This window comes from Porphyrobacter sp. YT40, assembly GCF_006542605.1.
Classification (GTDB): domain Bacteria; phylum Pseudomonadota; class Alphaproteobacteria; order Sphingomonadales; family Sphingomonadaceae; genus Erythrobacter.
This window is the reverse complement of sequence record NZ_CP041222.1, coordinates 3230643-3253630: the sequence shown is the minus strand read 5'-3', so window position 1 is coordinate 3253630 and position 22988 is coordinate 3230643. Positions and strand designations below refer to the sequence as shown.

The following is a 22988-nucleotide window of genomic DNA, read 5'->3' as shown; positions in this document are numbered from 1 at the left end:
AGCGCGGGCGTGATCCAGTACCTGCCCTTCGAAAAGCCGATCGAGGCGCTCGACAAGCACGTCGCCGAGCTTTCCGCTCTGCCCGAGGGGCTCGACGAGGCGCGGATGCTGCGCGAGCGGGCGGACAAGCTGCTGGCCGACACCTATGCGCGGCTCTCGCCGTGGGAGCGGACCCTTGTGGCGCGCCACCCGCAGCGTCCCCGGTTCGAGAAGCTGGTGGCCGCGCTGTTCACCGATTTCCTGCCCATCGCGGGCGACCGCACCTTTGGCGACGATGCCGCGATCATCGGTGGCTTCGCGCGCTTCGAGGGGCGCAAGGTGATGGTGATCGGCCATGTGAAGGGCGAGGATACGCCGGGGCGGCTCCACCACAATTTCGGCATGGCGCGGCCCGAGGGCTATCGCAAGGCGATCCGCATGATGGAACTGGCCGACCGCTTCGGCCTGCCGGTGGTGACGCTGGTCGATACCCCCGGTGCCTTCCCCGGTGTCGATGCCGAGGCGCGCGGGCAGGCCGAGGCCATCGCCCGCTCGACCGAGGCGTGCCTGTCGCTCGGCGTGCCGCTGGTGGCGGTGATTTTCGGCGAGGGCGGATCGGGCGGGGCGGTGGCGCTCGCAGCGGCGAACCGCGTGCTGATGCTGGAACACGCGGTCTATTCCGTGATCTCGCCCGAAGGCTGCGCCTCGATCCTGTGGCGCAGTGCTGCGCAAGGCCCCGCTGCCGCCGAGGCGATGAAGGTGACCGCGGGCGACCTGCTCAAGCTCGGCGTGATCCACCGCATCGTCTACGAACCGCGCGGCGGCGCGCACCGCGACCCTGCCGAGACCGCCAAACGGCTGGCGCTGGCTCTGCGCGCGGAGCTCGACAGCCTCGCCGTCCTCAGCCCTGCGCAGCTGCGCCGCGAGCGCGAGGATTTTTTCCTCAAGCTGGGATAAGGCGCCGAGCGTGCAGAAGGATCGACCCCGCCGGCTCAAGGTCTATTTCGATGGCGGCTGCCGGCCCAACCCCGGCCCCATCGAAGTCGCCGTGGTCGCGCGCGGCGTCGCGCATTTCTATGATGATTTGGGCACCGGCACGAGCAGCGACGCCGAATGGACGGCGCTGCACATCGCGCTTCAGGTTGCGCAATCGCTCAACGCGGAGGAGTTCGACCTGATCGGCGATTCGCTGGAGGTCGTCCGGCAGGCCAATGGCGCATCCCGCCCGGGTTCCGAGGCCGCCGCCGCGCACCTTGCGCGCTACAAAGCCGCCGCCACGCACCGCCGACCGCGCCAGATCAGATGGACACCCCGCGGGCAAAACCTCGCCGGAATCGCGCTCGCCGGACGCAATCGCTGACGCTGGCGGCCTCAGGGGGCGAATTCGAGCAAGGGGTCGAATAGCGCGCAACAGCAAACGGTGCACTCTGAGGGAGTGTTTACAAACCAAATCCTGGAGGAATTGGCGGGCTGGGAGAAGATTCTCCAGCACACCAGCCTCAGCCAGACATTCGATCCCGATGAACTGGAAGGTGAGGACGAGGACGCACCGCGCGACCGTCGTCTGGCGACCGTGCGGAGGCGTCGTCGTAGGTCTTGAAATCGGAGGGCTGGATGGCACGAAAGCCATACGATCCTCCATTCTCGCTTCGGCTGTCATTCGAAGAGCGGGCACGGCTTGCAGAGCAAGCCGAAGGCATGCCGCTCGGAGCCTATATCCGCTCGCGCCTCCTCGATCAGCCACCGCGCCGCAAGCGTCTCAGCCAGATCGACCAAGATTCGCTGCTGCGCGTCCTTGGCCAGCTCGGCCAGTCGCGTATCGCGAACAACCTCAATCAGCTCGCAAAACAAGCCAATCTCGGAACGCTCCCCGTCACGCCTGAAACCGAAGAGGCATTGCTAGACGCCTCAAAGGACATTGCCGAGATACGGAAGCTGCTCATTCAGGCCTTGGGACTGGAGGTCACGCCATGATCCTCAAGGCCTCTCAGCGTAGTGGTGCGGCGCAACTCGGTCAGCACCTCCTCAAAACCGAAGAGAACGAGCATGTCGAGGTGCATGAAGTCCGTGGCTTCATGTCCGAGAACGTCATGGGCGCGATGAAAGAAGCCCATGCGATGGCCAAGGGGACGCGCTGCAAGCAATACCTATTCTCCGTCTCCCTCAACCCTCCTGAAACCGAAAATGTCGCCATCGAGGTCTTTGAAGGCGCGCTCGCGTCCATCGAAGAAAAGCTCGGCCTGCAAGGTCAGCCCCGCATGGTGGTCTTTCATGAAAAGGAAGGCCGCCGTCATGCGCATGCGGTCTGGTCGCGGATCGATGCCGAGACCATGACCGCCAAGCAGCTTTCCTTCTTCAAGTCGAAACTCCGCGAAGTCTCGAAGCAGCTCTATCTCGAAAACGGCTGGAAGATGCCGTCTGGCCTGATGGACAGCAAAGCGCGTGATCCGCGCAACTTCACACTCGAAGAATGGCAGCAGGCCAAACGCGCGGGACTGGATGCAAAGACCGTCAAAGGGATTGCCCAGGAATGCTGGGCGGTCTCGGACAACACCCAAACCTTTGCCCATGCGCTCGAAGAGCGCGGGCTGTATTTGGCCAAGGGCGACAGGCGCTCTCATGTCGCCGTCACCTATGAGGGCGAGGTCTTCGCGCTCTCGCGCCTGATCGGCGTCAAAGCCAAGGACGTGACGGCCCGCCTCGGAAAGGCGGACAACTTGCGCAGTGTCGAGGAAACCAAGGCGCATATTGCCAAAGCCATTGCGCCTCGCCTTGATGGCTTCCTGAAAGAAGCCAAGCGCATGGCGCGGGACGCGCTGAAACCGCTCGCTGAAAAGAAGAAGGAACTGCAACTGGCGCATGCCGAAGAGCGCCAGCGCATGGCCAAAGGCCAGCGCGAGCGGTGGCAGCGCGAGACCAAAGAGCGGGCAAGTCGCCTGCGGACGGGCGTGCGGGGCCTGTGGGATCGCCTCACGGGCGACCATGCCAAGATGGTCAAGAAGAACGAATTCGAGGCCTATTATGCGCTGCGCCGTGACCGCGATCAGCGTCAGGCCATGCTGAACGCTCAACATGCCGAACGCCGCAAACTGCAAGAGCAGATCAAGCAAACCCGTGAGCGTCATGCGCGGCAGATTCTGAGCCTGCATAATCAGGCAGCCAATTACCGCCTCATGCGGGACGGCAATCAGCAATCCATGCGGAGCGAATTTTCACGGAGCTCAGGGCAAGCAAGGGAGCAATCCCGAAGCGTGCCGACGCGCGGACTTGAACTCGGGCGGTAGTCTTGAAAAAGTTAGGTCAAAGCTGGCGTTCGCCACTCCCAAGCCTTTCGGCCTGAACGGTCTCCTCCCCAGCGGTTTTCTCTCGTCCCAAACAAGGCTGCCGCGTTGTTACATGAAGCCGGAGCTACTAATCCGATTCCCGTGACCGTGCGGATGCAAGGCGTAAAGCCTTCTCCAGTCGTGCTTTCGATTGCGGGCAATGCATCTGTCCGAACCTCGGATTCAAACACTCCTCCCGTAACGCGGCCCGTGGTGGGCGGCGGAAAACTCCAAGGGAGGATGCCATGTTCCGACTGACGAAAGACGGCTTGAAAGCCAAAAGCGAGGCCCAACTGCGCGACCTGTTTCAGCGAGCTACTCGCGAGATTGCAAGCAACCCGCGCCTCAGCGCCACTTTCAGCAATGCCTCGACTGCCCTGCTGATGATCCGCGACGAATTGGCTCGTCGCGGTATCAGCCCCCGATGAGGGGGAGGCCGCCTAAGCGGCGGCCTCTTTCTCGGTCACTTCGCGCATGACGATACGGCCATTGAGCGGTAGGGCGTTCAGATTGAGGGAAAAGCCTTTCCCGTCGCGGGTCGGCCAGGCCACTCCGATATCGGTCCAGCGGGCGGACTTGCCTTCGCCAGTTACGGAATAGAGGCGGAAGGCGGGACGGTTTGTGTTGGTGTCAGACATTTTGATGCTCCTTTTTCACTTCGCCGAACGGATGAGCCCGTCGGCTTCATGGGAGCACTGGAAAGACACGGGGGTTGCCCACGCGGGGTCAAATGCCGTTAGCCCGTTCACGGGGGCGGAGCTGCACGAAGGAAGCGAGCCGCATTGATCCCCGCTGGCACCGTGTCTTAGTCCCCATGAAGAGAAGCCGAGGGGCACATTTCCGTGAGCATGTGATCTTCATAGGAGCATCGGACTGACACATGCAGACCGTCAGAACGGACAACCGTCGAATTCATCATCCAAGGAAAAGAGTTCGCCCTGAACCTCGTCGGAAGGCCAAGCCTCCTGCAACTGTCGGAAATATGCCGCATTCACCTGATCCTGAAGCCGCATCATCAATATGGCCAGCCGTGGGATCGAAGAGATCGGGATACAGGGCTCGCCGTTGCGCATCATCGCTAACTCGCGGTCGGTCGCGATACCGAGCCGCCCCGCGAAATCGGCAAGATTGATTTCAAGCGTCGCGGCAAGACCCTGGCACTGGTCGTAAAGGTCGATTCTGCAATCCAACAAATCTCGGCGGGTCACTCGCGGCATGGTCGTCCTCCAAAGTTTCAAGAGGATCGGACTAGCTTCGCTGCTCAAAGCGATTGGGTGGAAGTCCGCATGCCTTCGATGAACCTACTCCGATGGCAACCGAGCGAACCATTCGTGGATCGCCGCCATCGAGATAAGCGTCTTGCGACCTGCCTTCTTGATGGGGAGGCGGCCCTCTTTGATCTCATTATAAAGGCTGGTGTGCCCAAGCCCCATGATGCGCTTTGCGTCTTTGACACGGACATAAAGGGCGTCGTCGATCATCTGGTGATCGGGTGCATCCACCTTGGGCGTTGCAGGCCGATCCAAGTATCTCTCTTCTCTGCGCTTGGCCTCCCGCTTCAAGTCGCGGCTGAGAATATCCCAGATCATCGCTTCTTCCCGAATGTTTCTAGCTCGTAGTTCTGCAAGTTCCGCCAAGTTTTTTAGTAGATATTGCTCCATAGTCGCCTCCTTTTTCAGGAAGGCTATGAGAAATTAATAAGCTGGCCAATCGGATGGGATGCGCGGGATTCGAACCAGAGCGATAAATCTCTGATCTGATTACAGAATTGAATTGTGGATTAAATTATTGATATAGCAGCATAAAATCTGGCGTCCCGTACGGGATTCGAACCCGTGTTGCCGCCGTGAAAGGGCGGTGTCCTAGGCCCCTAGACGAACGGGACGTACTGATCGGAAGATCATGTGACCTTAAAGACAGACGGGTTTATAAGATTTATTGACATCAAGTGCAAGTATTCTTTGAACAAAAAATCAATTTTCTTACTAAATAGATTTCAAGTTGAATTAGTTTTCATAATATTGATCGTCATTAAGGAAAGAGTTGGCCAAGCTGTCGCCGCATCAGGCGAATAGCCTGCCCCGTTGCCTCGTAGCGCATGTCGGGAGACAGGCGGGGATCGCGCAAAGCGATCTCAAAGCGTTTCAGGTAACGCTCTTCGAGGCAACCGTGCTTGCGGATCACCCGTAAGGCTTCCTCATGGTCGGGCAGAAAGTCCTCACACAGCATCGCTGCCTGAACCCTTTCAAGGGCTTCAAGAGCATTTCGGAGCAAATGCTCGCGAGGGATGGCTTTCGTTGGGCAGTTCCACATTGTTCTATTTTGTTCTTACAATGTTCTGCATATCTAGGAGCAAAATTCAATCTGAATCTGAGTGCGCCGCACCCCAAGGGCGCGGCGCTCAAAACAGGCTGAGTTGTCGCGTTGCCTTCTCGTCGATGACTTGCAGCGCTGCGAATTCAAATCGCAGATAACAGGTGGCGACATACAAGCTGCATTGCACGTCTGGGCAAGATAGCTGACCCCGCCGCGCTAGGTCACGATATGCGCCAATGACATTGCGCAGCTCTGCTACCGTTTCAGCTCGCAATGAGCGAAAAGCTTGCGAGCGTTGTGGTTCTGGTAGTCTGTCCGCTGCTGCGATCCTCTCCGCCATGAAAGCCGTCATCTGTGATGCGTCGGCTGACTGGCGAATTGTCTTGAGACTCAGGCGTTTCCCGCCGTCCCTGTAATACCAAAGGCTTCCTGCCCGTGCTGGTTTTTGAACTGGTTCCATCTCCTCATTTCCCTTTTTGAATATCACTCCCGAATGGGAATGGGTTGCGCCATGCAACCCTGGCGCTTCGCCGAGAAGTGGGGGTGCAACTGCAAGGAGGCTCCGGCCGAGGCTCCGCCGAAATGCAAATGGAGGTGGATACGTCTGGATGCCTTGCGGGCGCGAGGGGCAAGGCCCCTTAGGAGAAAATCCCGTTAGCGATCGTCACCCGCATGGGCCGAGACCTTGGCTCGGTGCGTCCACGCATAGAGCGCGGGCCGCCAGGCAACGGAAAACCGATCAAATCTTTCCTACAAACGATATTGCGCTATTTGAAAAACCACGTGCTGAACGAGACGCTCATGGAAAATGATAAACGCCTGCCAATCAAGGAAAAAACCGTAAAAAAGCTGTTTGCTTACAGCGGCAACCAGTGCGCCTTCAAGGACTGTTCGAGGTCACTGGTTGATAATGGTGGGACGATGATCGGAAAGATTGCTCACATACGTTCGCCCAAACCAAAAGGGCCACGATACGACGCAAGTTGGTCGAGCGAGGATTGTCGTCACGAGAAAAACCTTTTGATTCTTTGCTCGGACCATCACGATGCAATTGATGATGAGGATCGCGAAGAAGAATTTCCAACTGAAATGTTGGAGGCTTGGAAGGAGTCTCACGAAGCTCGCTTTAAGCGAGCTGAAAGAGCCCTGATTGATCGCTACGCAGATTTAACTGCACTCAGCGAGCCAACATATCCCAAGACCCTGAAAGGTCTAGGAACTGTTCTCAATCTCGAAGAAATGATCGACTGTCCTGATGATATAAGAGGCATCACCGAGTTCATCGACCGCCTCAAGAACCTTCCTCATGATGCACGCGGTTTCGCATACAACGTATCCAAACGAATGCGGAATCTTCAAACACATGAATTGTTGGTTCAAGACGTCGCAAGAAGCTTCAACATTAGTGAGAATGAACTCCGAGAAATGCTTGAGATTCTCGACGCCCACGGCATTGGGGGTCATGAACGCGATTTTGAAGATCGGATTGTCGTGGTAATATCGGATAGATATCCCGGTGGCAGCTTCCGTGGAGGAGAATGCAACCCTTTTCATGAAATTTTGGCTTATTGCGAAGCGACAGGCACTGATCCGAATTGCTTCCTGGAAGATCTCGATTTCGCTCGTTTCGACGTTTTGCCTAGCGAGCAATAGGATTGGTTTGACGTAAGTTCTGTCGCAGTGTGGGAATCTCGCGCTCAGAAGAGCGCAAGCTGCCGTGAAGCTGCTTCGGAATTCCGCCACGTAGCATTGCGAGAAAGCTCCTCGATCCAAGCTTCGACATAGCTTTCAGGTCCACCGAAATTGTCCACCTCTGACGGGTGGATGAAGTGGGAGCGATAGCCAGTTTCGGTGATCGGTAGCGGTGCGCGTGCAGGTGAAATGCTTTCCACCTCCAGATGCGCCATCCCTCGACCATCCTCATACGCGAGATAGTCGCGGCTCCAGCGGATTTCGATTTCGATGCCGTTCCAGTTTTTGTGAATGATTGCGTAGTCGGTGTTCATGTCTGCCTCCTTGAAGTTCGGGTTCGTCCGTTCGACGGGGAGACCAGGACGGCAGGGTTCAAAGGGGCAGCGTCACCCATGCATGCATGGGGAAACGGCCAACACGGGAGCGTTAGCGAATGGATCGGGCAAGCCGTTGACGGTGTTCCTGCCCTGCCAACTTTCCCGTCAATGTGATCGGACGCAGCCGAACAGGGGCAGACATGAAAAAGGGCCGACAAGCGGCCCTTCCATTAAACGGTATCGGATAATTGAAAGGCGGCCCTCAGGCCGCCTCCCTGATGTCATTCGAGGTCAAGCTCAGGAGGTACTCGGCAGCCTTGTTCGCAGCACTTGCCGCCGTGAAGATCGCCTTGCGGTCGCCCTTCAGGATGCGCAGCCAGTGACCGATATAGTCGGCATGATCGGGTCGGGGCTCGACCGTGATCCCGAGATCACCACACAGGAAGGCAGCACCCAACTCGGCTACCATCTCTTCCATCGCATAGGCATCATCGCCAAAGCGTTCGCCGAAGGTGCGCGCCAAACGGTGATCGGCACCCGACCAGTGGGTCAGCTCGTGCAGCAGCGTCGAATACCAGCCTTCAGAAGCATCACTCGTCGCCGTGCCCGTGAAGCGAAATCGGTCGGGCATCGTGATCGCATCTTCCTTGATGCTGTAATAGGCGCTCGATCCGCCCTCGCGGATAACAGCACCCGACGCAGCAATCATCTGCTCGGCACGCTCGCAGGGCGAGACGGGATCGACGCTAGTATCAGGTTCGTCGATGACATATCTATCGACTTGCGCGACGTTGAAGACACGCGATGCGCGGGCAATGAAGCGACGCTGGAAGCCATCTTCCGACGATCCTTCAGCCTGATCGTCAGGCTCGATATCCTTGTAGAAGATGATGAGCGAGGATTTCTCGCCCTTGCGAACTTGCGCGCCACGATCCTGCCATTGGCGGTAGGTGCCCCAGAGGCCGTGCGTGTATTCGGCGCAGTAGGCGGAAGCCCAGAGGGCGACAGTGTTGACCCCGCGATAGGCCTTGCCGCTCGATACGTTGATCGGTCGTTCGATGAGGCCGCTTTGCGAATGCCAAGGCATTTGTGGATTATCCGCACCCGCTTCGATGGCGGCGATAATCTGGTCGGTGATGGCGGTGTAAACGTCAGCGCGTTCATGTGGTGAAGTTGTCATGTCCTGATCTCCTTTCGCTGTTCCTGAGGACGCGAAGGGACCAGGCTGGGGTGATAAGACGGCTCGTCAGCCGTCAGGCGAAACGGACAACACGGGAGCCGGAATGCAATGCAGGCGAATGGATCGGGCAGGCCGTTGACGGGCCGTCGGCCTCAGCCACGTTCGCGGAGGAAACTCAGGGGCTAGCGCAAAAGGAGAAGCGGCTTAGCGCTTCGCCCTCGGCGTGGCGGACCAGAAAGGATAACTGCAACGAGCACGTAGCGGTGGTTGATAGAAAACGAGCGCAGAATCCTCTGGCACTCAACTCGAACTCAGGTTAAATGTATGACATGAGGTTATTTTACTGACCTTGGAGGCGAACTGGTGTTGAGAGCCTGTCAGTGTCGTATGGCTAGGGCAGGAATCGGGCTTTCTCGCTCGGCGTTGGCTATGAAGGCAAATGTATCTGTTGCAACGCTGTCGGACTTTGAATTGGAAAAAAGAGAGCCATACGACCGTACCCTTCGAGACATTCAGCAAGCCTTGGAAGCTTTGGGGGTGACCTTTCTAGAGGCGGATGAACGGGGTCTCGGAGTACGATACAAGAACGGATAACGGTCGGGCGCTCCGTTTCGAGATGCGTCTATGGAAACTTCAATCCCGTCCTGCCGCAGAGGCGGCGGCAGCATAAGGGGGAATGAAAATTGACGCGAGAAATTGAATACACGAGCCTAGACCAAATTGCACTTGACCCTTTAAATCCCCGTTTGGGAAGGGCCGCCCACCAGCTCAACTTGGATCAAGATCAAATTTATGACCGAATGAAGGATTGGTCATTAGAAGAGCTTGCGACTTCATTTCTAGAAAGTGGCTTTTGGCCACATGAAGCCGTGTTGTGCGTTGTCGAACCCCTTCAAGGACAGGACCGCCTTGTAGTGGTGGAGGGGAACCGACGCATAGCGGCACTCCAAAGGCTTGAAAAAGCCTACGCTGGTGAAGAGGCGTCCAAAAGGTGGCGTGATTTGATCGAAGGGGTTCCTCGCCCAGACCGTCTGTTTGAGCGAGTTCCATTCATAAAGTATGAAAATAGGGCGGAAGTGGATGCATTTTTGGGTTTCCGTCATGTGACGGGGATCAAAGAATGGGCTCCACCTGAAAAAGCCCAATTTATTGCAAAACTTATCGATGAAGGCGGGCTCTCTTATCGCCAAGTAATGAGAAAGATAGGCAGTAAAACCGATACTGTTGAACGTAACTATATTGCTTACTGCATACTAACTCAAATGGAGGAAACTGAAGGACTTGAAGTGGATGAGGTTGAGAATCGATTCAGCGTTCTCTTTCTTTCGCTAAGGTCGAAGAACGTTCAAGAATTTCTCGGCATCCAAGGTAAGTTTGGTATTGAGCCGCAAAACGTGAAGCCGCCGATTGATGCAAATAACATCGATAGACTTAAGGAATATTCCAAGTGGCTGTTCGGGGATGCTGACACACCGCCTGTTGTTCAGGATTCCCGTGAGGTCGATAAGTTTGCTCGTGTCATAGCCTCGGCGGATGGGTTGGAATACCTTCGCAGCGTGAGGCGCCCCAGCCTAGACAAGGCCTTTGTTATCGCGGGCGGTGACCAAGAAGAGGTTTATGAACTTCTTTCTAGTGCGACATATAACTTGCAGGAATCACTTTCATCGATTCACTTATACAAGGGTGATGAGCGTCTGATCTCAATTTCCAAGCGGCTACTCGCAAACGCAGAGCAACTCAAAAAGACGCTTGAGCTAGACTAAAATGCTCAAGATTCCTGAGGTCAAATTTGGCTACTCCGCCAATCAATCTAACGTCGATCCAAATGCTATGGGCGACTGGCTTGAGGCGTGTGCCCTTTTCGATGGCCCCGATGTCACTAAGGGTGATGTCATAGATATGCTTCTGGAATATCAGATTTGCTCTGATGAAAATCAGGACTTGGCTCATTTGATCGCTGAAGAAGGTTGGGAAGAAGTTTCCAAGCGAAAGCGCTGGGGTGGGCTGCCGGATCATGTGGACATAACCGTTAATCGGATTAGCTCACAGGGTAATTGGCGGGATGACCCAATAAGGTCTTTTTTTGTATTGCTTTCAGCCCTCAGAATTTACCCCGACTGGGCAAAGGATTTTCAAGCATATTCGGTTCAGGGCGATCTTTTTGAGCGAATTGTAGAGGTTATTTGCCCGCATTTGCTTCCAGGCTGGATTGCCTACCGCGCTGGCTGGTCACCTGACGACACTAAGAACATTCCGGAGATTGTGGGTGAGTTAGTCAACCGCCTGTATGTTCCTGGCGCGGCAGACTTGGATCGCTGGCTTTTGAATGCTGGCAATGACGGTGGCTTGGATATGATTTGCTATCGGAGTTTTGGGGGCGAGCGGGAGGCAATGCCACTGTTCTTTCTACAATGCGCCAGCGGAAAAAATTGGCGGGACAAAATACACACGCCGAACCCCAATTTATGGCAAAAGTTCCTAGATTCAGCGGTGCTTCCCAGCACAGGAATTGTCGCCCCTTTCGTTATTGACGATAAGGAATTGAGAATTGCAGCACTTATTGGTCAAATTGTCGTCTTTGACCGAATTAGGCTGCTGAGCGCAGCTAGGGATGGTGACGTACAGCTTGACGATGGCTTCAGGGATGAGGTGATCGATTGGTTGCAACCAAGGATCGATGGCTTGCCACGCGTGACTTAGTTCGAGCGAAATCCCTTTCGCCATACCGAAGGGCGAGCGAGGTTCGTGGCTAGAATGCCGGAGCAGGTAGGTTGGTAAGTGAGGCGAAGGCGGCATGGTGTTCGCAGGTCCGTGCGAGGGCGTTGGGCAACTCGGGCGGAGGGCTTGGAATTACGGCAACAAGCGATACAAGGCTTGGTGCGATCACACGCGAAAGTGCGTCGCAATGCGGGAGGCATTGAGGAATGCGGAGAAGGAAAGCGACGAACTTCTAGGGGAAAGTCTGCGATAAGACTTTAAAAATATTCATCTTTGTGGTTTTCTTATTGCAGTATTATGGAACAGTTGCGGTTTATCGATTTGTTCGCTGGCCTGGGCGGATTTCATCAGGCGCTCGCTTCGCGCGGCGCTGAATGTGTCTTTGCGTCCGAACTCAATGCAAGCCTCGCCGGTCTTTATGAAAAGAATTTCGATATTCGCCCTGAGGGCGACATCAAAAAGGTCGATCTGCATACCATCGCCGACCATGACGTTCTGTGCGCGGGCTTCCCATGTCAGCCATTTTCCAAGGCAGGTGACCAGAAAGGGCTGGAATGTCCGCAATGGGGGAACTTGTTCGATTATGTCGTAGAAATTCTGCGGCTTAAGAAGCCTAGGTTTTTCATCATCGAGAATGTGCCGAACCTGATCCGTCACAAAGGCGGGACGACCTGGGCGATTATCTGCGATAGGCTGAAAGCGCTTGGCTACGATATTTCTTTCGAGCGTCTCTCTCCTCACATGTTCGGCATTCCGCAAAAGCGCGAGCGTGCATTCATTGTCGGCGATCTTGCAGGGCTGGGCGGGTTCAAATGGCCTAAGCCAGACAGCCTGCCCGAGGTCAGCATAGCGAGCGTGTTGGACAAGCACCCGAATGATGCATTGGGTCTTAGCGACAATCATCTTCGCTATCTGAGGACATGGCAGGAATTCATCGACGCCTTCCCGTCTCATGTCGAGCTGCCTTCATTCCCAATCTGGGCCATGGAATTCGGCGCGAACTACCCACTAACTGGAGATACGCCACATAAGCGGGGCTATTCCGGAATGGGGCGTTATAAGGGCGCATTCGGGCGGGAATTGAAAGGGATGTCACCCGATCAGGTCCGTGAGGCACTTCCGCCTTATGCGCAAACTAAACTGGACGAGTTTCCAGATTGGAAAATCGATTTCATCCAAAAAAATAGGCAGTTTTACAAAGACCATCAGGATGTGATCGATCCTTGGCTCGACAAGATCAAGAGTTTCGCGCCAAGCTTTCAAAAGCTCGAATGGAACTGCAAGGGAGGCGAGCGAGACATTTGGAAACATGTCGTTCAATTCCGCGCGAGCGGCATTCGGGTAAAAAAATCCGATACCGCCCCCTCGTTGATCGCCATGACGACAAGTCAGGTGCCGATCATAGCTTGGGAGAAGCGCTTCATGACGCCGCGAGAATGTAGCAGGCTACAGAGCATGGGAAACTTGCAATATCTGCCTGACACAAAAGGAGGCGCTTACAAGGCCTTCGGAAATGCTGTGAATGTAGATGTCGTAAGGGCGATCTTTGACGCGCTCGTAGGCAGGCAAGACGAAATGGAAACCGAAATACTACTAGATGCGGCGGAATGATGACGCAGGTCAGTTCTGTAAATATTCGGCCTGGCGTGAACGTTCTTTCGGTGCTGCCGCACCTCAATTACAAGGCTTGGTATGCGCTTGCCGAATTCGTCGATAATGCCATCCAAAGCAGCATCGACCGCAAAAAAGAACTTCGAGCGGTAGAAGGTAAGGATTATCGCCTGCGAATTGATATCGATTTCGATTCAGCGGAAAGCAAGATCACGATTAAAGACAACGCAGCCGGAATAGCTTCAGCCGATTATCAGCGAGCATTTCGGCCCGCAGAGATTCCCCCTGACGCTTCGGGTTTGTCCGAATTTGGCATGGGGATGAAAAGTGCGGCGTGCTGGTTCGCCCCCAACTGGAGCGTGCGATCAAGCGCCCTAGGAGAGCGTTCAGAACGTACCGTATTTTTCAACATCGACAAGATCGTGATGGACAGCATTGAGGAACTCAATGTGGTCTCAATCGATGTGGCAGAAGACAAGCACTATACCGAGATTCGGCTAGAGAAAATTCGCAAGTTTCCGCACGGCAAGACGATTGCCAAGATCAAGGAACATCTTGCGAGCATCTATAGGGGCTATATCCGCGATGGTTCGCTGGAACTCTATGTCGATGGCGTAAAGCTGGATTATGAAGAGCCCGCAATTCTCGTCGCCGCGAACTACCGCGACCCGGATGGCCCAGCGGTCCAGTGGAAAAAAGAGATCGATATAGACCTGGGCGAGGGAAAATCGGCCTCAGGTTTCGTCGCTATCCGCGAAGTGGCCAACACGCGGCTCGCCGGTCTCGCTCTTTTTCGGCGCAAGAGACTCATCATGGGTAGCGCCGACGAAACCTACCGCCCTGAAGACATTTTCGGACGCTCCAACACCTATCCCTACCAGCGCATTTTCGGAGAGATTCACCTCAAGGGTTTTCATGTAAGTCATACCAAGGATGGAGTGAAGTGGGAGGAGAGTGAAGACGAGTTTTTGCGTAAGCTTCGCAAGGTCCTTTCGGACGAAACGCTCCCGCTTATTCAACAAGCGCGGGAATACCGTACCCGATCAGGTGCGAAAGCGGCTCGTAAGGATGCAGCTCAGGCATTGCGCAGCACTGCGGACGGATTTCGTCAAAATACCGAAGCCGCAAACGATATTGGATTTGAATTGAGTGCTGTCGCCGACACGCAGCCGACATCGGTTTCCGATCAGGATATAGAACCACAGGACATCAACGAAGAGGATCGCGAGGAAGCGGAACTGCGTCTGCAATTTCGCAGCGAGCCCTGGATTGTCAAAATCGAACTCTCCTACGCCGACGATCACGCCGAGTGGCTGACAATCAGGAACCGCCCGTCGATCACCGATCCCGAGCCGCGCGAAATCCTCATCAGAGTTGCGATGCTGCATCCCTTTATGGCGCAGTTCCAAACGCTCGATTCCGAGGGCTTTTCTGCCGTATTGAAGGTGGCTGCCGCCATGGCTCTTGCGGAAGTGGCAGCAGCGGAATTGGGCGACCATCATCCCTCAGCCGTACGACGCTTCACGAATGAAATTCTAAGGGCACACTTTTCTAAGCGGGTGATCGATGACTAGCGGCATAATCAAGATCGCGTCCCAAAGCCCCACAGAGGGCTGGAACCCGGTGCAAGGTGAATCCTTCACGAGCTTGCTCAATTCGAACGACGCCCTCTCGCAGGACGAAAAAGAACTGCTGCGTCTGGAAACCACGAAGATCCTTTCCGACTGCATTGACCCGGCAGAAGGCGCAAACACCAACACCGGCCTTGTCATCGGCTATGTCCAAAGTGGGAAGACGCTTTCCTTCACAGGTCTCACCGCACTTGCGCGCGACAACAAATTTCAGTTGGTGATCCTATTGGCCGGGACCACCAACAATCTCGTCGAGCAATCGTACGATCGCATTCGAAGCGATCTCGAAATCGACACCAATCGTCAGTGGAAGCTGTTTTCCACTCAGCAGAAAGGCTTTCAGACGAGCGAGCTTGAGCGCGTCCAAAGCGAACTGACCAAATGGCAACGCGGCAACCCGCGTGCGCGCACGGTCCTCATCATCTGCATGAAACAGCATCAACATATCGACAATTTGGCGAAGCTTTTGTCGAAGCTCGACCTCAAGGACGTACCGACGCTGATCGTTGACGACGAGGGCGATCAGGCGGGCATCAACACCAAAGCCAAGAAGAACGAACAGAGCACGACATATGCGCGCATTCTGGCACTGCGGGAGCGCTTTCCCGAACACAGCTATGTCCTTTACACAGCAACGCCGCAGGCGCCGCTGCTCATAAGCCGCATCGACACGCTTTCGCCCGACTTCGGCATGGTGCTGACTCCCGGTGAGCAATATGTCGGCGGACAGGATTTTTTCAGCCCCGTTGGGCAGAAAACGTACATCGAGACGATTCTTGCTTCAGAGGTTCCCGACCCACTCAATCCGCCGGTCAAGCCGCCGAAAAGTCTGCTTGCAGCGATGCGGGAATTCTTCGTTGGGGTAGCCATTGGGTTGCTCGAAGGTCAGGACCGCAAGGGCAAGAACCGGTCCATGATGATTCATCCGGCCGTACCTAAAAACGACCATCTCATGTTCATGCGGTGGGTGAAACAAACCAAAGAGGATTGGTGCGTGATTCTGGAGGATGCTGCGCATCCTCGCCACGAGGAACTCATGCGAGAGTTCCGGGACAGCACTTCAGGTCTCTTGAAGACATATTCGTGCGGATACACCTTCGACGAGATCGCCGAATGCCTGCTGGAGGCGGTCGAAGCGACGGCGATCCAGGAACTCAATACGCGTGAAAAGTCGCGCATTCCGAGCATCGACTGGAAGGGCGAGTATAGCTGGATTCTGATCGGTGGGATCGGTCTTGACCGCGGCTTCACGGTCGAAGGCCTGACCGTTAGCTATATGCCGCGTTCGACGGGCGTAGGAAACGCCGACAACATCCAGCAGCGGGCACGCTTTTTCGGCTACAAACGTGGCTATCTAGGCTTGTGCCGTATCTATCTCACTAGCGAGAACATCGATGCCTTCACCGACTATGTGAGGCATGAGGAATCGATACGCGCATCGATCAGGCGGCATCTGGAAGAGGGTAAGACGCTCAAGGACTGGCGGCGAACCTACTTCCTCGATCAGAAGCTGAAACCTACCCGTTCCTCCGTCGTCCTTCTTGAGATGTATCAATCCAAGGGTAAAGGTGGCTGGATAGCTCCCGCGCATCCGCATGAGGACAGCGAGATTCTGGCGGAGAACCGCGAAACAGCAAACGCGATCCTGCGGGATTTCGATATGCCAGAGTATCGGGAGCCAGGTTGGAATGCAAAGCAAGCCATTCCCGCTTTCAGCGATTCCATTCGCCTAGCCGACTTCCTGCCTTATTTCGGACGCCTCCGTTACAAATGGCCAGATGACAACATGGAGCACACCTCGCTGATGCTTATGCTTGACCGGCTTGTTGCCGAAGAGCCGAACGCAACATGCAGCTTCTATGCGTTCTCAGGTCCTTGGTCGGGCGTGGATGCGATCCGCTCGCTGAACGACGAGCAACCCGCGAAGATCAAAAATCTCTTCCAGGGCTCGAACGCACGCACGAATTATCCCGGCGCAAGGGCTTTAATTTCCCAAAGTGACGTAACGTTTCAACTCCACCGCTATAATTTGCAGACGAATGACGGAAGGCGGACGCTGCGCGACGTCCCGGTTTTTGCGGTTCATTTTCCCGACGAACTTATTGAGCGGGTCTGGATCGAGCGGTAGTCGATGCTGTTCGAGGCATACACAGCGCTCGTCGATAAATTCCCGTCAGGATGCCAGAGTCTTTACGGTGAAGAATTGCCTGCGGTGGCGGGCATGTGGCTTGCGATAGATGAGCAGGCATTTCCCTCGCTCCTCTTTTCATCTCAGCCGGCAGACACGCGAAGCGACATTGAATTACGTTTCGTGGGCGTTCGATTTTCGAGGGAATGCGAGATTGCCGTCGATGGTCGTCCTCACGCGTGCGGAACATACACAATAGTCCGATTGGAGGAAAACGATCCCGATCTCGTGCGGGTCTTCCTGCGCCTGCTTGAGGAAACCTTTTGCGGCAAGGCACCATCGGCGCGCAGCAATCGCGAAATCAGTGAACGTATTCTTGAATTGGCAAATTTGTTCAGCCAACTCGAACACTCGGCAAAGGACTTGGTTGGGCTGTGGGGCGAATTGCAGATTATCTGCCAGGCCGATTCACCAGAGTCTGCCGCGCGCTGCTGGTGCCTCGAAAAGACAGCCAAATATGACTTTGTGTGCGACGATTTCGCATTGGAAGCCAAGACCACGCTTAGACCGTCTCGGGTTCACAGATTTTCTCTCGACCAACTGAGGTCACACGGAGAACTCGAAATCTATGTGGCATCCATTCAGGCGGTTCAGGCATTTGGCGGATCAACTGTTTCCGAATTAATGGATCGTATTCTCGAAGCGATTACAGGCGCCGAACTCAGGAGGTCATTCCTCGCCCTTTGCTTGCTCAAAGGCGGAGAAGACATCTACAAGAGCGGATTGAAGCTGCAACTTCTCTCGTACGATAAGGGTGTGGCCTATTTTGCCGCAAGCGACATTCCAGTTCCGTTTGTGGGTGCAGAGTTGCCAATCACGAACGTAAAATTCGACGTATGCCTGGACAATGTGCGGCAGCAAGACGGGCAAGTTTCTGCTCGGCTAGGTAAATTCGCGGGGCAGGTCTCGAATGAATGACGCTCCGGCTTGGCGGGTCTATGAACGCGTAGCGGCGTGTTTCGAAGTGGATGCCGCTGGCATGGACGTTACGGTGATACCCAATGCCTCTCTGAGCGGGGCGATCAGTGGCGTTAAGCGTCAGATCGACGTCTTGGTGGACGCTCGCTGGGAAGAAGGGTTGTCCCGTAGGATCATCTACGATGCTAAACTGAGAAAGCGAAAGCTGGACGTCACCGATGTCGAAGCCTTCGAAGGGCTGATGCGCGATGTCGGAGCTGCAAGAGGGGTTCTCGTTTGCACGGCAGGCTGGTCACCGGCAGCGGAGGCACGAGCAGAGCGATTGATCGATATTCGACTTCTTCCTATCGAGGAAATGGATGACTTCGATCATGCGGCGATGGAGCCCTGTCCCAATTGTGACCAGAGGAAGAAGGGGCCGCGCGGTATGGTCTTTTGGGACGGCCAATTCCCTCTTCCGCTGTCAGGATGGGCCATAATTTTCACGGGAAAATGCGATGTGTGCCGATGCTTTGCATTCTGGTGCTGGGACTGCGGCGAAAAGAAGGTCGTCCCGGATGACGTGGTCCACGAATGCGGATGCGAAAGATCGTGGTTCGTTGAAGCCACGGACGAAGAGCGCATGTTTATTGTCAGGGTCGAGGACGGTGAAATACCGATAGATCGATATCCAATGCGGTAGCCATCCCTGCGTGGGAAAAGCAGGGCGGTATCCAATCGGCGGACGGTTGGTCTCCATGAAATGGTCGATGGGGTCGAGGGGAGCTATGAAATGCTCCTTCGCCGCGCTGGAGGCGGCTGGGTTCAAAGGGGGCAGGCACGCCTCTTGTCGATGGGGAAAGGCATACGTTTGTATGCCTGGCGGGGAGAGCCGAAGTCTCCCCGATGGTGCTGAAACGCACCGATCCTGTCTGACCCGTCGTCAGGCTGGATTGGTGTTCGTGAAGCGCCATTTGGCCGGAGGGGATGCAACGGGGAACGCGCAGCGGGTGCCCCTTGCCAAGATGAGCGTTTGGCAAAACCAGAGCCGAAGGCGGAGGATTTTGTAATACAAACGCACATCTTGCGGAACGTGCTAACGCAGAAAACAGGCTCAGAAGTCGCCTAGGTGATCTCAATGGTCACCCCGAGACCCTATTCCGAAACGTGCCGTATCCTATGGCCTCGCTTCATGGCTCTATGTTACCTTTCTGGCGATTCAAAAAGGAGTCGCCACCATGACTGACCCCGCGCTCGACCGAATGACTGAGTTGGTCGGCACTTTGGTCAAGATCATGGATCAGCAATTGATCGCCGTCGATCTAGCAGATGTGAGGGCGGTGCTGAAGGAGACAGGCGGTCGTGGCGCGGTAGGCATCGGCGAAGCATTCGGCCCCAACCGCGCGATTGAGGCGGCGAAGCTCGCCATCCTCGATCTGAAGCGGAATGGCGGGATAACCCTGCGCGGGTCCGACTAAGGTCGCCGCCTTCGTTCTCATCGGTTTTTAGCGCTTCCCCCCAAACACCACGCAGATGATCGGCAAGCCCCTTCCATAACAATGGAGGGCGCTATGCCGAGACTGAATGACGCAATGCATCGGATGATCGCGAGGCTGCTGATCATCCATTTCATCTTCCACGGGCTTTCGGGCATTTTCACGGGGGTCTGGATTTCGGACCTCGTGGCTCCGACTGGAGATATGACCCTTCTGGCGTGGTTGGAGACCATCCTGTCCGCAATCGCGATTGCAGCAGGGCTTTCCTATGGCTCCTACATCGCACTGACCTACATTCCGACCCTGCCCAAAAGGCAGCGTGGCAAGGTTATGGCCATTTTTGTGGCCGCCTATTTGATGGTGGCAGCAATGCTCGGTCTTGCTTCTGCGTCCGTACTTGCCTCCGCTTCGGGCGAGGTCGCGCATATGGAAGCGACTCTGACCGCACAAACAGAAGCGACACAGGAGCGCCAGCGTGCTGCGGCCTCGCTCATCAATCGGTCGTCGGTGATGAACGATTGCGTGAGTTCGGCGGGCAACATGAGCGTCCAAGAGATCGGCACTGGCGTCTATAGCGGCGAAGGCGGGAATATCGGCCAGGTCGCAACGGCGCTCACCAATATCAGCGAAGGCTGCGCGAATGCGCGGGCCGCGATCTTTGCAAGCCGCTCAAAATTGGAGCGGCTGTTCTTCAGGATTGACCGTCTGCTGATCGACACGCGGCGCGTGATCGACAGCGACATGGAGCGGCACGAGAAGATGGTCGCCGTGCGCAAGAACGGCGAGAACTTCACGCGCCTGACGCGCGAGGTGAATGACGCACTTCCTGTTGAAGCCGTGCAGGCGGTGGCGGATGCCATGCGGAAGGACTGGCTGGCGGCGGGTCTGCCGCCGTCCGCTGCCGCCGCGATCACGCATAACTTCGACGGCATGGCAGAAGAGCTGACTGAAGGAATCGATGATATCGCAGCCCTGAAAGAGGAGGCGATCCCCACCATGCCTGTCGTGTCGAATATGGCCTATCTCGCTCTTTACCCTGAAGCGACAATCGCAGCGATTGCTGTCGGGGCCTGTATCGAACTGATCCCGCTCGGCGGAATCCTGCTCGGGTTCGTGATGGTCACACAAAAAGGTACAGGAGGCGGTGGCAATCTTCCAAGGCCTTCAGAGGTCGCACCTGCACCGCGAAGGGTGGGGCGACCTCGAAAAACCTGAACGGGGCCGAATAAGGGTGATGCGGGGCGATGGCAACGTCGCCCCGCAATCGGCTTAAAATAAATATTCATTTTATTGAATTATTATGTTAATATCTGGCACTTTTATTTTGGAGGTGCCTATTGAAGATTTCAGATTCAGCAAAAGGACTTTTAACCTTACTTGGACTTGAGCAGCTTTTTGCTGCCGATCTTACCAAATCCGAAGAGTTCGCATCAGACACTGATGTGGTCGTCCACGTCGATGGAGACACGCTTCATTGTGAAGATGGTCCGGCGATCATCCTTCCAGGAGAAATGGAAGCGTGGCTAATTGAGGGAAGCTTCCACCGCGTGGGAGGCCCAGCCATCCTCACGGCTGATGGCTTCGAAATTTGGTGTGAGAACGGAAGAATTCATCGGGTTGGCGGGCCCGCGGTAATTTTCCCCGATGGAACAGGTTCCTGGTGGGACAATGGCAGGTTTCTAGAAAAAGAAACGGTCGCATCCGCATGGCGCAGCGCGCAAAGCATCCTCAAACTCGAAATGTAAGCGGGACCCCTGAACGTCCCGCTCAACAAGCCTACCACCATGCGTAGTATGCAACGGCATTGCCTTTCGCGAATTCCTCGCGGGCTTTGGCGACGAAGGTGAGATCGTCTTCGGTCTCCGACCCATCGGTTGCGCCGAAAAAGAAACCAGATGTGTCTGGCAGGTTGCCTGCCTTGATGGCGTTTTCGAGCTGGTCGATATCCTCGGGCGTGAGTTGCAGGGTGCTGACGTTGAAGTCTGCATCCTTGCCGCCCTTGGCGAGATAGAGTTCCTCCATCCAGCCATGCAGGTTCGGATGCTTGCGCCAGTAGTGGATGCGCGGGCAATCGCCTGGGCGTTCGTCGAGGATTTTGATGTCGAAATCGACGGGCGGAATATTCTCGTCGGTCGGTATTGAGTGGGCATACATATCAAGTCCCATAATGGTCTCCTTTCAGTTGCACCGCCCGACCATTCGGGCGGCTGATGGAGACCTGCGGCCCACGCCGTTCTTCGCGCGGGCAACGCCCCAACACGGGGCACGTCAGTGTCGTGGTGCGGGCAGGGGCTTGCCCGCCTGAGCGAAGCGGACGGGGGCAAGGGTTGACGTGAATTCAGCCGCCGATTGTCGGCGAGACGAAAGAGTTCAGGGCGCAGATGGCGAAGCCCTCAGTGCCGAAAGTGAATGCCACCGAGCGGATCAGACTTTTTCCGAAGCGTCCAACGGGCTCTTGAGAAGGAGCTGCCAGAGGTAGCGGAAGAAGGCTGCATTTGGATCGGCCATCTTCTCGTTGATGATGACGGTGCTGTTCATGTGAACGTCCATCGGATCGAATGGACGTTGGTTCTCGCCATCCCTGTCAGTCAGTCCTTCAGGCAAGACTTCGATGAAGTTGTAGCGCTGCAAGCGCCTGTCCGAGAGATAGAGCTTAGTGAGCCGTTCCCATTGCTGTGGATCGGATGGCGATAGTTTCTCCACGTAGCTGAACTTGTGGGCCGCCACGATGCGGCTAATCAGCTCGATCTCGTGAAGCTCCTTGTGCTGTTCGGGTGCGCCGCGATTGACCTTGCCCCAGATCGCCTGCCCTGGGCGATGGGTTTCCTTGGCAATATCGAACGTGAACATGCCGTTCGTTTTCAGCTTCAAACGAAGGCGCATGTAGATACTGGCGATTGCGGGCTCGGATAATTTCGTCCGCTGTGCCGCCTCTTTCACGGTCAGATTTGCGGCGAAGCATTCCACCACCCGCTTGAGGCGGTGTTCGGAAATTTTTGCGTTCCGATATCGTCTGTTTTTCTGTTTCGGCACAGTCGTTTGCACCTCGTTTGGAATCGCTCTTCTTTGCTCCCTTCTTAGGCAGATGGTTCGAGCAACGGAAGGCGTGTGAATATTCGGTTCTGGTCATTTTTTGGAGTGACCAGACATGCAAGACTTCAGGACTATCGCGGTGCCGGAGCCTTCCGAGGTTCTCACCATCTCCTATTATCACGAACTGGCAAAAGCCGTGGCCGATCTGCGCCATCCTGATGGTCGCAGGATGTCGAGGCGAGATGTGCCATTCTGGATGGCAGACCAACTATTCAGCGATGTGAGCTTCGTCCGAAAGGACGGCTCAGCATTCGAGGTCACGGATACCGCCATCGATGACGCCTTCAACGATGACGGCTCCTTTCGCTGGCTGTCTGATCTGGTGGCCTTTGCCGAAAATCCGCCACGGCAGACACCTCAGGCGCGATTGGCTCCTCGGCTGATCCTCCTCTCCTTGGCATTCTGGGTAGCGTATCCTGAGATTGCAGCGGGCTTTGGCCGCAAACAGTGCCTCAATATGCCCCAATGCGGGCATTGGGCATGGCGCTATTTCGAGCGGTGTGAGGAATGCCCGCACGATAAGATCGCTGCCTGACGAAGGTCGCTG

The 22988-nt window shown here is 55.7% G+C and carries 28 protein-coding genes and 1 tRNA gene; 19 read left to right on the top strand and 10 right to left on the bottom strand.

From position 1 onward, the window contains the following. Positions 1 to 9: 9 nt before the first annotated feature. From E2E27_RS15405 to E2E27_RS15385, 6 genes are all read left to right on the top strand, one after another. Positions 10 to 936: an acetyl-CoA carboxylase carboxyltransferase subunit alpha gene (locus tag E2E27_RS15405; RefSeq protein ID WP_141460615.1), complete on the top strand. Its 927-nt coding sequence runs from the start codon at positions 10 to 12 to the stop codon at positions 934 to 936. Between the two features lie 10 nt (positions 937 to 946). Then, a complete protein-coding gene (locus E2E27_RS15400) occupies positions 947 to 1339 on the top strand; it encodes a reverse transcriptase-like protein (RefSeq protein ID WP_234036082.1) in 393 nt (130 codons plus the stop codon). A 75-nt stretch (positions 1340 to 1414) separates the two neighbouring features. Continuing rightward, positions 1415 to 1579, top strand: coding sequence for a hypothetical protein (locus tag E2E27_RS18815; RefSeq protein WP_181443472.1), 165 nt, complete (start codon positions 1415 to 1417; stop codon positions 1577 to 1579). 14 nt (positions 1580 to 1593) lie between these two features. Next, on the top strand, positions 1594 to 1953 hold the full coding sequence (locus tag E2E27_RS15395) for a plasmid mobilization protein (protein WP_141460613.1): 360 nt from the start codon (positions 1594 to 1596) through the stop codon (positions 1951 to 1953). Then, entirely contained in the window at positions 1950 to 3263 is a 1314-nt protein-coding gene (locus tag E2E27_RS15390; RefSeq protein ID WP_141460611.1) for a relaxase/mobilization nuclease domain-containing protein, read from the top strand. The genes E2E27_RS15395 and E2E27_RS15390 overlap by 4 nt, the downstream gene beginning before the upstream one ends. Before the next feature lie 284 nt (positions 3264 to 3547). Beyond that, the gene (locus E2E27_RS15385; RefSeq protein WP_141460609.1) at positions 3548 to 3730 is read left to right on the top strand and encodes a hypothetical protein; all 183 of its coding nucleotides are present in this window, start codon (positions 3548 to 3550) and stop codon (positions 3728 to 3730) included. A gap of 12 nt (positions 3731 to 3742) precedes the next feature. On the opposite strand, the gene E2E27_RS15380 is transcribed toward E2E27_RS15385, so the two are convergent. The 6 genes from E2E27_RS15380 to E2E27_RS15355 all read right to left on the bottom strand — a co-directional run bounded on the left by E2E27_RS15380 (position 3743) and on the right by E2E27_RS15355 (position 6105). Then, positions 3743 to 3940 (bottom strand): hypothetical protein, encoded by a 198-nt coding sequence (locus E2E27_RS15380; RefSeq protein ID WP_141460607.1) that lies wholly within the window; start codon positions 3938 to 3940, stop codon positions 3743 to 3745. Positions 3941 to 4192: 252 nt separating this feature from the next. Then, positions 4193 to 4519: a hypothetical protein gene (locus E2E27_RS15375; protein WP_141460605.1), complete on the bottom strand. Its 327-nt coding sequence runs from the start codon at positions 4517 to 4519 to the stop codon at positions 4193 to 4195. An 84-nt stretch (positions 4520 to 4603) separates the two neighbouring features. Further along, complete coding sequence (locus tag E2E27_RS15370) at positions 4604 to 4963, bottom strand: helix-turn-helix transcriptional regulator (protein WP_141460603.1); 360 nt, start codon at positions 4961 to 4963, stop codon at positions 4604 to 4606. A gap of 148 nt (positions 4964 to 5111) precedes the next feature. After that, positions 5112 to 5187: transfer RNA gene (locus E2E27_RS15365), tRNA-Glu, on the bottom strand. Between the two features lie 146 nt (positions 5188 to 5333). Next, positions 5334 to 5615 (bottom strand): hypothetical protein, encoded by a 282-nt coding sequence (locus E2E27_RS15360; RefSeq protein WP_141460601.1) that lies wholly within the window; start codon positions 5613 to 5615, stop codon positions 5334 to 5336. Positions 5616 to 5703: 88 nt separating this feature from the next. After that, on the bottom strand, positions 5704 to 6105 hold the full coding sequence (locus E2E27_RS15355) for a hypothetical protein (RefSeq protein ID WP_181443471.1): 402 nt from the start codon (positions 6103 to 6105) through the stop codon (positions 5704 to 5706). Between the two features lie 185 nt (positions 6106 to 6290). Here E2E27_RS15355 and E2E27_RS15350 point away from each other — a divergent pair, with 185 nt between their 5' ends. Beyond that, the gene (locus tag E2E27_RS15350; protein ID WP_141460597.1) at positions 6291 to 7271 is read left to right on the top strand and encodes a hypothetical protein; all 981 of its coding nucleotides are present in this window, start codon (positions 6291 to 6293) and stop codon (positions 7269 to 7271) included. Positions 7272 to 7315: 44 nt separating this feature from the next. On the opposite strand, the gene E2E27_RS15345 is transcribed toward E2E27_RS15350, so the two are convergent. Both E2E27_RS15345 and E2E27_RS15340 read right to left on the bottom strand, forming a co-directional pair. Next, complete coding sequence (locus E2E27_RS15345; RefSeq protein WP_141460595.1) at positions 7316 to 7624, bottom strand: hypothetical protein; 309 nt, start codon at positions 7622 to 7624, stop codon at positions 7316 to 7318. A gap of 265 nt (positions 7625 to 7889) precedes the next feature. Next, positions 7890 to 8807: an ArdC family protein gene (locus tag E2E27_RS15340; RefSeq protein ID WP_141460593.1), complete on the bottom strand. Its 918-nt coding sequence runs from the start codon at positions 8805 to 8807 to the stop codon at positions 7890 to 7892. Positions 8808 to 9194: 387 nt separating this feature from the next. Here E2E27_RS15340 and E2E27_RS19265 point away from each other — a divergent pair, with 387 nt between their 5' ends. The 11 genes from E2E27_RS19265 to E2E27_RS15285 all read left to right on the top strand — a co-directional run bounded on the left by E2E27_RS19265 (position 9195) and on the right by E2E27_RS15285 (position 21093). Continuing rightward, on the top strand, positions 9195 to 9401 hold the full coding sequence (locus tag E2E27_RS19265) for a helix-turn-helix domain-containing protein (RefSeq protein ID WP_141460591.1): 207 nt from the start codon (positions 9195 to 9197) through the stop codon (positions 9399 to 9401). Between the two features lie 89 nt (positions 9402 to 9490). Then, positions 9491 to 10570 carry a hypothetical protein gene (locus tag E2E27_RS15330; RefSeq protein WP_141460589.1) on the top strand — a complete coding sequence of 360 codons (1080 nt, stop codon included), beginning with the start codon at positions 9491 to 9493 and terminating at the stop codon, positions 10568 to 10570. A 1-nt stretch (position 10571) separates the two neighbouring features. Next, the gene (locus E2E27_RS15325) at positions 10572 to 11507 is read left to right on the top strand and encodes a hypothetical protein (protein ID WP_141460587.1); all 936 of its coding nucleotides are present in this window, start codon (positions 10572 to 10574) and stop codon (positions 11505 to 11507) included. 315 nt (positions 11508 to 11822) lie between these two features. Next, positions 11823 to 13136, top strand: a complete 1314-nt coding sequence (locus E2E27_RS15320) for a DNA cytosine methyltransferase (protein WP_141460585.1) — start codon at positions 11823 to 11825, stop codon at positions 13134 to 13136. Then, entirely contained in the window at positions 13133 to 14710 is a 1578-nt protein-coding gene (locus tag E2E27_RS15315) for an ATP-binding protein (protein WP_141460583.1), read from the top strand. The genes E2E27_RS15320 and E2E27_RS15315 overlap by 4 nt, the downstream gene beginning before the upstream one ends. Beyond that, entirely contained in the window at positions 14703 to 16895 is a 2193-nt protein-coding gene (locus E2E27_RS15310) for a Z1 domain-containing protein (RefSeq protein ID WP_141460581.1), read from the top strand. The genes E2E27_RS15315 and E2E27_RS15310 overlap by 8 nt, the downstream gene beginning before the upstream one ends. 3 nt (positions 16896 to 16898) lie before the next feature. Beyond that, complete coding sequence (locus E2E27_RS15305) at positions 16899 to 17873, top strand: PD-(D/E)XK motif protein (protein WP_141460579.1); 975 nt, start codon at positions 16899 to 16901, stop codon at positions 17871 to 17873. After that, a complete protein-coding gene (locus E2E27_RS15300) occupies positions 17866 to 18555 on the top strand; it encodes a restriction endonuclease (RefSeq protein ID WP_141460577.1) in 690 nt (229 codons plus the stop codon). The genes E2E27_RS15305 and E2E27_RS15300 overlap by 8 nt, the downstream gene beginning before the upstream one ends. Positions 18556 to 19090: 535 nt before the next feature. Then, positions 19091 to 19330 carry a hypothetical protein gene (locus tag E2E27_RS15295; protein WP_141460575.1) on the top strand — a complete coding sequence of 80 codons (240 nt, stop codon included), beginning with the start codon at positions 19091 to 19093 and terminating at the stop codon, positions 19328 to 19330. A gap of 93 nt (positions 19331 to 19423) precedes the next feature. Further along, a complete protein-coding gene (locus E2E27_RS15290; protein ID WP_141460573.1) occupies positions 19424 to 20563 on the top strand; it encodes a hypothetical protein in 1140 nt (379 codons plus the stop codon). 122 nt (positions 20564 to 20685) lie between these two features. Continuing rightward, entirely contained in the window at positions 20686 to 21093 is a 408-nt protein-coding gene (locus E2E27_RS15285; protein WP_141460571.1) for a hypothetical protein, read from the top strand. A 31-nt stretch (positions 21094 to 21124) separates the two neighbouring features. On the opposite strand, the gene E2E27_RS15280 is transcribed toward E2E27_RS15285, so the two are convergent. Together E2E27_RS15280 and E2E27_RS15275 are read right to left on the bottom strand one after the other, a co-directional pair. Continuing rightward, the gene (locus tag E2E27_RS15280; RefSeq protein ID WP_141460569.1) at positions 21125 to 21514 is read right to left on the bottom strand and encodes a phosphoglycerate kinase; all 390 of its coding nucleotides are present in this window, start codon (positions 21512 to 21514) and stop codon (positions 21125 to 21127) included. A 258-nt stretch (positions 21515 to 21772) separates the two neighbouring features. After that, positions 21773 to 22381, bottom strand: coding sequence for a hypothetical protein (locus E2E27_RS15275; RefSeq protein ID WP_141460567.1), 609 nt, complete (start codon positions 22379 to 22381; stop codon positions 21773 to 21775). Positions 22382 to 22496: 115 nt separating this feature from the next. Here E2E27_RS15275 and E2E27_RS15270 point away from each other — a divergent pair, with 115 nt between their 5' ends. After that, a complete protein-coding gene (locus E2E27_RS15270; RefSeq protein WP_141460565.1) occupies positions 22497 to 22976 on the top strand; it encodes a hypothetical protein in 480 nt (159 codons plus the stop codon). The last annotated feature ends 12 nt before the right edge of the window (positions 22977 to 22988 follow it).

Excerpts from the sequence above, each read along its gene's own strand:
- E2E27_RS15270 (WP_141460565.1), top strand. The coding sequence starts at position 22,497 with ATGCAAGACTTCAGGACTATCGCGGTGCCGGAGCCTTCCGAGGTTCTC.
- E2E27_RS15360 (WP_141460601.1), bottom strand. The coding sequence starts at position 5,615 with ATGTGGAACTGCCCAACGAAAGCCATCCCTCGCGAGCATTTGCTCCGA.
- E2E27_RS15390 (WP_141460611.1), top strand. The coding sequence starts at position 1,950 with ATGATCCTCAAGGCCTCTCAGCGTAGTGGTGCGGCGCAACTCGGTCAG.
- E2E27_RS15320 (WP_141460585.1), top strand. The coding sequence starts at position 11,823 with ATGGAACAGTTGCGGTTTATCGATTTGTTCGCTGGCCTGGGCGGATTT.
- E2E27_RS15345 (WP_141460595.1), bottom strand. The coding sequence starts at position 7,624 with ATGAACACCGACTACGCAATCATTCACAAAAACTGGAACGGCATCGAA.
- E2E27_RS15380 (WP_141460607.1), bottom strand. The coding sequence starts at position 3,940 with ATGTCTGACACCAACACAAACCGTCCCGCCTTCCGCCTCTATTCCGTA.
- E2E27_RS15385 (WP_141460609.1), top strand. The coding sequence starts at position 3,548 with ATGTTCCGACTGACGAAAGACGGCTTGAAAGCCAAAAGCGAGGCCCAA.
- E2E27_RS19265 (WP_141460591.1), top strand. The coding sequence starts at position 9,195 with ATGGCTAGGGCAGGAATCGGGCTTTCTCGCTCGGCGTTGGCTATGAAG.
- E2E27_RS15370 (WP_141460603.1), bottom strand. The coding sequence starts at position 4,963 with ATGGAGCAATATCTACTAAAAAACTTGGCGGAACTTGCAGAACTACGA.
- E2E27_RS15305 (WP_141460579.1), top strand. The coding sequence starts at position 16,899 with ATGCTGTTCGAGGCATACACAGCGCTCGTCGATAAATTCCCGTCAGGA.
- E2E27_RS15300 (WP_141460577.1), top strand. The coding sequence starts at position 17,866 with ATGAATGACGCTCCGGCTTGGCGGGTCTATGAACGCGTAGCGGCGTGT.
- E2E27_RS15350 (WP_141460597.1), top strand. The coding sequence starts at position 6,291 with ATGGGCCGAGACCTTGGCTCGGTGCGTCCACGCATAGAGCGCGGGCCG.
- E2E27_RS15280 (WP_141460569.1), bottom strand. The coding sequence starts at position 21,514 with ATGGGACTTGATATGTATGCCCACTCAATACCGACCGACGAGAATATT.
- E2E27_RS15375 (WP_141460605.1), bottom strand. The coding sequence starts at position 4,519 with ATGCCGCGAGTGACCCGCCGAGATTTGTTGGATTGCAGAATCGACCTT.
- E2E27_RS15395 (WP_141460613.1), top strand. The coding sequence starts at position 1,594 with ATGGCACGAAAGCCATACGATCCTCCATTCTCGCTTCGGCTGTCATTC.
- E2E27_RS15315 (WP_141460583.1), top strand. The coding sequence starts at position 13,133 with ATGATGACGCAGGTCAGTTCTGTAAATATTCGGCCTGGCGTGAACGTT.
- E2E27_RS15310 (WP_141460581.1), top strand. The coding sequence starts at position 14,703 with ATGACTAGCGGCATAATCAAGATCGCGTCCCAAAGCCCCACAGAGGGC.
- E2E27_RS15295 (WP_141460575.1), top strand. The coding sequence starts at position 19,091 with ATGACTGACCCCGCGCTCGACCGAATGACTGAGTTGGTCGGCACTTTG.
- E2E27_RS15325 (WP_141460587.1), top strand. The coding sequence starts at position 10,572 with ATGCTCAAGATTCCTGAGGTCAAATTTGGCTACTCCGCCAATCAATCT.
- E2E27_RS15290 (WP_141460573.1), top strand. The coding sequence starts at position 19,424 with ATGCCGAGACTGAATGACGCAATGCATCGGATGATCGCGAGGCTGCTG.
- E2E27_RS15340 (WP_141460593.1), bottom strand. The coding sequence starts at position 8,807 with ATGACAACTTCACCACATGAACGCGCTGACGTTTACACCGCCATCACC.